The sequence below is a fragment of the Acetobacterium sp. genome, assembly GCF_036508315.1.
GTDB lineage: Bacteria > Bacillota > Clostridia > Eubacteriales > Eubacteriaceae > Acetobacterium.
In genome coordinates, this window is sequence record NZ_DATCHP010000107.1 from 55,378 (window position 1) to 63,674 (window position 8,297).

The window sequence follows — 8,297 nt, forward strand, 5'->3', positions numbered from 1 at the left end:
GTGGAAAAAGTAGAAAAAAACAAAAAAAACTTGTAATATACAGGGCAACACGTTTATAATGTTAAACATAGAATACTGGAAAACTAAATAATGGAGGAAAAAAAATGAACAAATCAGAGTTAATTACTGTAATGGCTGAAAAGTCAGGTTTATCGAAAAAGGATTCAGAAAAGTCACTAAGTGCTTTTCTTGATTCAGTTGTTGATACTTTAAAAAATGGAGATAAAGTATCCTTGGTCGGTTTTGGAACATTTGAAGTGAGAGATCGTGCAGCTCGCACCGGTCTGAATCCAAGAACAAAAGAACCTATCCAAATAGCCGCTTCAAAAGCTCCTGGCTTTAAAGCAGGCAAAGGATTTAAAGACGAAATTAATCAGTAAGTGATAAAATAAAAGCCAGGGCAATGCCCTGGCTTTTTATTTTATCAGAATTTAATTATCTGAAACCATGGGAATACCGAGGAAAAAAATGAGAATAGACAAATTTTTAAAAAATGCAAGAATTATAAAAAGAAGAACGGTCGGTAAAGAGGCTTGTGACGGTGGACGAATTTCCATTAATGGAAAGGTAGTCAAGGCCGGAGACAAAGTATCACCAGGCGATATTATAACAATACGCTATGGCGATGGGGAACAAAAGGTGGAAGTACTTGAACTTTTAGAACATGCGCCAAAGGATCATGCAACAGATATGTATCGAGAAATATAAAAGGACTAAAATAAAAATGGTGAAAGATAATGACTGAAAAAAAGAAACGATTTATTAGGCGGCGGCTACTGATAATAATGATGCTCGTATTTATATTTGGTTTTACGGCCTATCTTTTTGCCAGTAATGCCATAAAGTTTTATGAATTACAGGATCAGCAAAGTCAGCTTGTTCAAAGAATTGAGGAAGAAAAAATAAGAAGCAATCAATTAGACGAGCAGGTTAAGCAAATAGGCAGTAAAAGCTATGTGGAATTCGTTGCCCGTAAATACCTGGGACTCTATTATCCGGACGAAGTGATTGTGATTCCTGTGGAAGCTGGAAAGGATGGCGCAAGCAATGACCAGACAATTGGAAAATGAAACAAAAAACAATGAAACAGAGTCGGAAAAAATTAAAGATAATGTTGCGGTGATTGATATCGGAACAAACTCTACCCGGATGCTTATCTTCAGAAATGATCATGAGAATTTGTTTCGGGTGAATAAAACAGTCAGATATACCCGAATGGGCCAGGGCGTCAATCGTACCGGTCAACTTCATCCCGACGCTCAAAAACGAAACTTAGAGGCATTGGAAGAGTACAAAAACATTGCCGCAGAAGACTATGATGTAAAAGTATTTTATGTTTTTGGAACAAGTGCGATGCGGGATGCCGAGAACACCGAAGAATTTACCGATCAGGTCAAAGAAAGACTGGGGCTTGACATTGAAGTGATCTCAGGAGAAACTGAAGCGGAACTTGGTTTTATCGGGGTCTCGCAAAGTTTTAATGAAAAGCTGCTGATTTTTGATATTGGTGGGGGAAGTACTGAATTTATTGTTGGCGAAAACAGGCAACTGGAAAAAATGATCAGCCTGAACATGGGATGTGTCCGGGCAACTGAGAAATACCTTTTTTCGGATCCGCCGACCTTTCAGGAGCTTGAACGACTCAATGAGGACATCTATGCAGAGCTGATAAAAGAAATCAAAGATTTTATACCACAAAGACCGTATCGGCTTATTGGTATCGGTGGAACAGCCACAAGCCTTTCAACCATTAAACAGGGGCTGAAGATCTATGACAGCGAAAAAGTTCATGAGAGTATTATTACCCGGGATGAACTGGAAGTCATGATTGAAGAATTATCAAAAAAAACCATTGCCGAGCGACAGCATATTGTCGGTTTAGAAGCGAAAAGAGCGGATATTATTTTGGCAGGAGCTTTCATTCTGCTTAATGTTTTTAAAGTGACCGGGGAAAAAAGTTTCACCGTTTCTGATTATGACAACCTTGAAGGTGCGGCATACCGCCATTTTGTAATGGGAAAAAAATAAAAAATGCCATAAAAAATATTGACATTGAAATTAAAATGTTGTAAAATGAGAATTCGTGTAAATGACACGTTCAGAGATAACAAAGAGCGGTGATTTGCAAAATAAAATAAATCGTAAAAAAGCTTGACATTGTTTTTGAAAGGGCGTATAATAACACTTGTCCCTCAAGAGAGCGGCGAAACGAAATTAATGCCGGAGTGGCGGAACTGGCAGACGCACAGGACTTAAAATCCTGCGATCCTAACGATCGTACCGGTTCAATTCCGGTCTTCGGCACCACTTTTTAACAACCAATTTAACATCGCGGGATGGAGCAGCTTGGTAGCTCGTCGGGCTCATAACCCGGAGGTCGTAGGTTCAAATCCTGCTCCCGCAACCAAATTTTAAATCACTTATTTATGGCGGCGTAGCTCAGTTGGCTAGAGCATACGGTTCATACCCGTAGTGTCGGCGGTTCGACTCCGTTCGCCGCTACCATAATTTAAAAATAATATTCAATATATGGCCCCTTGGTCAAGCGGTTAAGACACCGCCCTTTCACGGCGGTAACAGGGGTTCAAGTCCCCTAGGGGTCACCAAAAAATAATAAATTCGGTTAAAATATAGATTCAGTAACAGGTAAATCGCAAAGGGATTCGCATCCTGAATTAAATAATCCGGTTTTTTCGTGGTCGCATAGCTCAGCTGGGAGAGCACCTGCCTTACAAGCAGGGGGTCATAGGTTCGAGCCCTATTGCGACCACCATTTTTTTAGCAAAATTGTTGAAGTGGTGATGCCATGGAAAAAAAAATAATCAATTATATTAAAGAACAGAGAATTTTAGTAGCTGGCGATCATGTCCTCATCGGAGTATCAGGTGGAGCAGATTCGCTGGCTTTATTATATTTTTTGGATAAATACGCTAAGGCTTTTGGAATCTGTATTGGTGTTGCTCATTTGCACCACGGTCTTCGGGGAGCAGCGGCTGATGCGGATGAAGACTTTGTGAAAAAATTTTGCCGGGAAAAAGCCATTCCATTTTTCTCAAGACGACGGGATATTCGAAGAATTTCAGTAAAAGAAAAGATATCCATTGAAGCGGCAGGGCGTAATGAACGTTTTGATTTTTTTAAGTGGATAGCCGGAGAGAACAGCTACAATCGAATTGCCATGGGCCATCACATCAATGATCAGGCGGAAACTCTGTTAATGCGACTGATCAGAGGCACTGGAATTAAAGGGGTCTCGGGAATTAAATCCATCAGAGATGGCCTTTTTATACGTCCGTTTTTGTGTTTGGAAAAGAAAGAGATTCTTGACTATTGTCAGGAAAATCATTTGGCTTACCGAACCGATGCAACAAATTTTCAGAAGGATTTTACCCGCAACAAAATACGTCTTGATATCATGCCGATGATCCGGGAGATCAATCCTAAAGCAGAAGTTCATTTTAATGATTTTACAAAAATTGCGCTTGAATATGAGACGTTTTTTGAAGACTATGTTAATGAGGTTGAAAAACGGCTTCTTAGAGTTGAAGACAAAACAGTATTTCTTAATCGCGATCTCTGGCTTTGCGAAAAACCGGTGGTCCAAAAAGAAATATTGCGTCGCGCTATTTATAAACTTAAGGGAAGTTTAATGGAAATTGAGTACAATCATATCACTGCGTTTTATAGTTTATTAAAAAGCGATAAAACGATATGGGAATTCCACTTACCTCGCGATATTCGTTTAAGCCGGCGTTATGAACAGGTTATGGTGACAATAAAAGAAGCAGAAATCGATAAATCCATCACCCCCATCGAAATATTACCTGACAAAACCTGGATTTTTTCCAAACAACGGTTAGTTTTAGAAACAAAATTAATCAATCAGCAACAATTCAAGGAAATTTCTTGTTTTTTTTCAAAAGAAATTGAAAATCATAGTGAAAAATATTTTGATTATGATAAAATAGGATGCGTACTGTATTTACGTAGTCGAAGGCAGGGCGATTTTTTTCATCCTGTCGGGGTTTCCGGAAGAAAAATGATAAAAAAATATTTTATTGACAAAAAAATTGATCGAAATTTACGTGATGCAATCCCCCTTCTGGCAATGGATTCGGAGATACTCTGGATTATTGGTTATGGCATTAACAAGCGGCTATTAGCAGATTTGGAGTCAAAAAATATTTTAAAGGTAAAAGTTACCTTATGTTAGGAGAAAAATGTGAGAGCCGATATACAGGAAATTTTGCTTGATGAAGAAGCATTGGAAAAGCGTGTCAGCGAGCTGGGAGCAAAAATTTCAGAGGAATATGATGGAATGAATCCTATTCTTATCGGGATTCTCAAAGGAAGTGGTATTTTTTTATCGGATTTGATGAGAAAGATTACCATTCCCATGGAAATTGATTTTTTAAAAGCATCTAGCTACGGCAGTTCGGCACAAAGCAGCGGGGTTGTTCAATTGGAAAATGATTTATCCGTCGATGTTCGCGGGCGTACGATTATTCTAGTTGAGGATATTGTGGACACAGGAAACACTCTGAAATATCTTTTAGAGCGTTTTGCAAGCCTGGGAGCGGTAGAAGTCAAAGTTTGTTCGCTTTTAAACAAGGCCGGGCGTCGGGAACAGAATGTGGTTGCTGATTATATCGGATTTGAAATCCCGGATGCATTTGTGGTAGGCTATGGCCTTGACTTTGCCCAAAAGTATCGCAATTTACCATATATTGGAATTTTAAAAAAAGAAATATACCAATATCGACCAAAGAAATAATGAAGAGAAAAAAATATTATGAGAGAGAGTGATGATCTTTGAATAAATATCTAAAAATGATCGGATTTTATCTGGCAATCTTATTAATTATTATTGTTGCAGTGACCTTTTTAAATCCCGCAAAGAATACGGTCAAAACCATTGTTTACAGTGAACTGCTGACGAACCTTGAAAATAACCAGGTGGCAGAAATTGAGATTAACAATGCAAATGTAAAGGGTGTGTTCAGAAGCGGGGAAGCTTTTGAGGCAGTGGTGCCACAATTTATCATTGATCAGCAGGTTACACCCTATGTGTTAAAGAATGATGTGAAGGTTACCATTGCCAAACAGCAGGATTCCTGGTGGATCTCACTGATACCATCGGTAGTCATTATTATTCTGATGGTTGTGTTCTTCCTTGTCTTCAGTCAACAGGCTGGCGGCGGTGGCGGAAAAGTCATGTCCTTTGGAAAAAGCAAGGCTAAGCTTCAGGTGAAAGGTGACATAAAAGTTACTTTCAAAGATGTGGCAGGTGCCGATGAGGAAAAAGAAGAGCTGGAAGAAGTGGTTGATTTCTTAAAAGCGCCAGAGCGCTATCGAAAACTGGGAGCCCGGATACCAAAGGGGATTCTTTTGATCGGACCTCCTGGAACAGGGAAAACGCTTCTTGCCCGTGCGGTAGCCGGGGAAGCCGAAGTGCCCTTTTTTACCATTAGTGGTTCTGATTTTGTGGAAATGTTTGTTGGGGTTGGAGCTTCCCGGGTAAGGGATCTCTTTGAAACCGCCAAGAAAAGTGCACCATGTATCTTATTTATTGATGAAATTGATGCTGTTGGACGTCACCGTGGTGCCGGCCTGGGTGGTGGTCATGATGAACGTGAACAAACCCTGAATCAGCTATTGGTTGAAATGGATGGTTTTGGTGTCAATGAAGGTATTATTGTTATTGCCGCCACGAACCGTCCCGATATTCTGGATCCTGCTTTACTCCGTCCGGGTCGGTTTGACCGTCAGGTTACCGTTGGTATTCCGGATGTCAAAGGTCGTCAGGAAATACTTAATGTTCATAAAAAAGAAAAGCCTTTGGCACCGGAAGTTGATTTAGGCGTGATTGCTAAAGGAACCCCCGGTTTTACCGGAGCAGATTTAGAAAACCTGATGAATGAAGCAGCCATACTGACTGCCAGAAAAAATGCAAAATTAATTACCATGGTTGAGCTTGAAGAGGCAATTAAGCGAGTGATCGCCGGGCCTGAAAAGAAAAGCAAGGTTATGGTCCAGGAAGATCTCATCATCACGGCTTTCCATGAAGCCGGACATGCCATTGTGATGCACCTGCTTCCAAATTGCGATTCCGTACATGAAATCTCCATTGTTCCCAGGGGAATGGCAGCCGGTTATACCCTGTCACTTCCTGACACAGATGCTCAGCACATGAGTAAAGGCAAACTTTTAGATATGGTTACAAGTCTCCTTGGAGGCCGAGCCGGTGAAAAGGTTGCTCTGGAAGATATTTGTACCGGCGCAAGCAATGACATCGAACGTGCAACTGGCCTTGCCAGAAGCATGGTTACTGAATGGGGAATGAGTGAACACCTTGGTCCCATAACCTATGGACATCCTGATAGCGGGGAAGTCTTCATGGGCCGGGATTTAGGCAGATCCCGTAACTATAGTGAAGAGGTGGCAGCAGTCATCGATAAGGAAATTCGCACCATTGTAGAAAATTCTTTTGAACGTGCCTGTGCCATTCTTGAAGAGCATAAAGAAAAGCTTGAAGAAGTGGCAGCGCGACTCCTTGACGAAAGAACCATTACCGGAGAAGATTTCAGAGCCATGTTCGATGAAAAACATGATGATGAAAAAATAGTCAAAGTTGAAATTGAAGCAGAAATTGAATAGATAAAATAATGAAACACCCGAAAGAGGCTGTTGCAAGATCTTTGCGACAGTTTTTTTTTTAGGTTAAAATAGTCGAATAATCAGGAGGAAAATAATGGAAACCATAAAGGTTGGAACAATTTATGAAAAGCAGTTTAAGGTAACCCAGGAGGATACCGCTTTGGCAATGGGAAGCGGAGGAGAAAAGGTTCTAGCAACCCCGCGATTAGTAGCCTGGATGGAAAACACGGCTTTCGAAGGTCTTGAAAAAGCAATTGATCAGGGAAAAACAACCGTTGGAACCGAAATTCAAATTAAGCATCTGGCAGCTTCACCCATTGGAATGAAGGTCACAATTAAAGGAACAGTGATATCCCAAGAAAAAAGAAGCGTGACCATTGAATTGGAAGCATGGGATAACATTGAAAAAATCGGGGAAGCAATCCATCAGCGTTTCATTGTGGATAGGAGCCGATTTATAGAGAAAGCCCTATTGAAAATCGAGAAAAGAGCTTGAAGGAGGACAATAATGATTTTAGGAATTGATGTCGGAAATACCAATACAGAATTGGCCGTGCTTGAAGGGGATAAGATTCTTCATTCCTGGCGATTTGTAACAAAAACTCCAAGAACTTCAGATGAATATGGGGTGCTCATTAAGTCCTTTTTTGAAAATAGCGGCATTCTATCAGAAGAAATAGCCAGTGTGATTATGGCATCGGTGGTTCCAAATATTATGTATTCACTTAATAATGGGATTAAAAAATTCATAGGCTTAGTGCCCATGGTAGTAGGACCGGGAATAAAAACCGGAATGCCCATTCATACCTCAGACCCTGCAGAAGTTGGAGCTGATCGGGTAGTGGATGCAGTTGCTGCTTATAATATTTATGGCGGACCGGTGATTGTCATTGATTTTGGAACAGCAACTACTTTTGATTATATTACTTCTGACGGTGCTTTTGCAGCAGCAGTTACCACTCCGGGAATCCAGATCTCCATTGATGCTCTCTGGAAAAATGCAGCAATGCTGCCAAATATCGAAATTAAAAAGCCGGCTTCTATTCTGGCAAAGGATACGGTAACCAGTATGCAGGCCGGATTAGTATATGGATATATTGGCCAGGTCGAGTATATTATTAAACAAATAAAAAAGGAAACAGGAACTCCTGATATGAAGGTTGTCGCCACAGGCGGCTATGGGCGGCTTTTTCATCAGGAAACAGATGCCATTGACGTATACGATCCTCAGCTCTCACTTAAGGGGCTAAAAATTATTTATGATAAAAATTGCAAAGGGTGACAGACAAAATTACTTTTTAGGGAGATTTGCTAACAGGTATGATGAATAGAACATTTAAAATAGGAAATATTAACATTAAAACACCATTGATTCTGGGACCTATGGCAGGCTATACGAACTTACCCTTTCGGCTTATGTCAAAAGCCTATGGCGCAGGGATGGTCTTTACAGAAATGATCAGTGGAAAGGGACTTTATTATAAAGATCATAAAACCGCGGAGCTCATGATTACAAACGAGAAAGAAGCTCCGGTGGGGATTCAGATTTTCGGGTCAGATCCGGAGATTCTGGGAGAAGTGGTGGAACGTTATATTAATATAACAGAACATGCTTTTCTTGATTTTAACGCAGGATGTCC

The 8,297-nt window shown here is 40.4% G+C and carries 10 protein-coding genes and 5 tRNA genes; all 15 read left to right on the forward strand.

Annotated features, from left to right (window positions below; translation table 11 throughout):
- Positions 1 to 104: 104 nt before the first annotated feature.
- A complete protein-coding gene (locus VIK44_RS13115) occupies positions 105 to 380 on the forward strand; it encodes an HU family DNA-binding protein (protein ID WP_331554342.1) in 276 nt (91 codons plus the stop codon).
- Between the two features lie 88 nt (positions 381 to 468).
- On the forward strand, positions 469 to 708 hold the full coding sequence (locus VIK44_RS13120) for an RNA-binding S4 domain-containing protein (RefSeq protein ID WP_331554343.1): 240 nt from the start codon (positions 469 to 471) through the stop codon (positions 706 to 708).
- A 29-nt stretch (positions 709 to 737) separates the two neighbouring features.
- Positions 738 to 1,070 (forward strand): FtsB family cell division protein, encoded by a 333-nt coding sequence (locus tag VIK44_RS13125; protein ID WP_331554344.1) that lies wholly within the window; start codon positions 738 to 740, stop codon positions 1,068 to 1,070.
- The gene (locus VIK44_RS13130; protein ID WP_331554345.1) at positions 1,048 to 2,028 is read left to right on the forward strand and encodes a Ppx/GppA phosphatase family protein; all 981 of its coding nucleotides are present in this window, start codon (positions 1,048 to 1,050) and stop codon (positions 2,026 to 2,028) included. Before VIK44_RS13125 ends, VIK44_RS13130 begins: the two co-directional genes overlap by 23 nt.
- A 191-nt stretch (positions 2,029 to 2,219) precedes the next feature.
- Positions 2,220 to 2,307, forward strand: a tRNA-Leu gene (locus VIK44_RS13135).
- Positions 2,308 to 2,330: 23 nt separating this feature from the next.
- Positions 2,331 to 2,407 (forward strand) — tRNA-Met (locus VIK44_RS13140).
- A 21-nt stretch (positions 2,408 to 2,428) separates the two neighbouring features.
- Positions 2,429 to 2,505, forward strand: a tRNA-Met gene (locus VIK44_RS13145).
- 26 nt (positions 2,506 to 2,531) lie between these two features.
- A tRNA-Glu gene (locus VIK44_RS13150) sits at positions 2,532 to 2,606 on the forward strand.
- A gap of 91 nt (positions 2,607 to 2,697) precedes the next feature.
- Positions 2,698 to 2,773 (forward strand) — tRNA-Val (locus tag VIK44_RS13155).
- A gap of 33 nt (positions 2,774 to 2,806) precedes the next feature.
- Entirely contained in the window at positions 2,807 to 4,213 is a 1,407-nt protein-coding gene (gene tilS, locus VIK44_RS13160) for a tRNA lysidine(34) synthetase TilS (RefSeq protein WP_331554346.1), read from the forward strand.
- A 9-nt stretch (positions 4,214 to 4,222) separates the two neighbouring features.
- On the forward strand, positions 4,223 to 4,774 hold the full coding sequence (hpt, locus tag VIK44_RS13165; RefSeq protein WP_331554347.1) for a hypoxanthine phosphoribosyltransferase: 552 nt from the start codon (positions 4,223 to 4,225) through the stop codon (positions 4,772 to 4,774).
- 38 nt (positions 4,775 to 4,812) lie between these two features.
- Positions 4,813 to 6,657, forward strand: a complete 1,845-nt coding sequence (gene ftsH / locus VIK44_RS13170) for an ATP-dependent zinc metalloprotease FtsH (protein WP_331554348.1) — start codon at positions 4,813 to 4,815, stop codon at positions 6,655 to 6,657.
- Between the two features lie 94 nt (positions 6,658 to 6,751).
- Positions 6,752 to 7,153, forward strand: coding sequence for a thioesterase family protein (locus VIK44_RS13175; RefSeq protein WP_331554349.1), 402 nt, complete (start codon positions 6,752 to 6,754; stop codon positions 7,151 to 7,153).
- Positions 7,154 to 7,165: 12 nt separating this feature from the next.
- Positions 7,166 to 7,939: a type III pantothenate kinase gene (locus VIK44_RS13180; RefSeq protein ID WP_331554350.1), complete on the forward strand. Its 774-nt coding sequence runs from the start codon at positions 7,166 to 7,168 to the stop codon at positions 7,937 to 7,939.
- Positions 7,940 to 7,977: 38 nt separating this feature from the next.
- The coding region (locus tag VIK44_RS13185; protein ID WP_331554351.1) for a tRNA-dihydrouridine synthase at positions 7,978 to 8,297 on the forward strand (320 nt) is incomplete at its 3' end.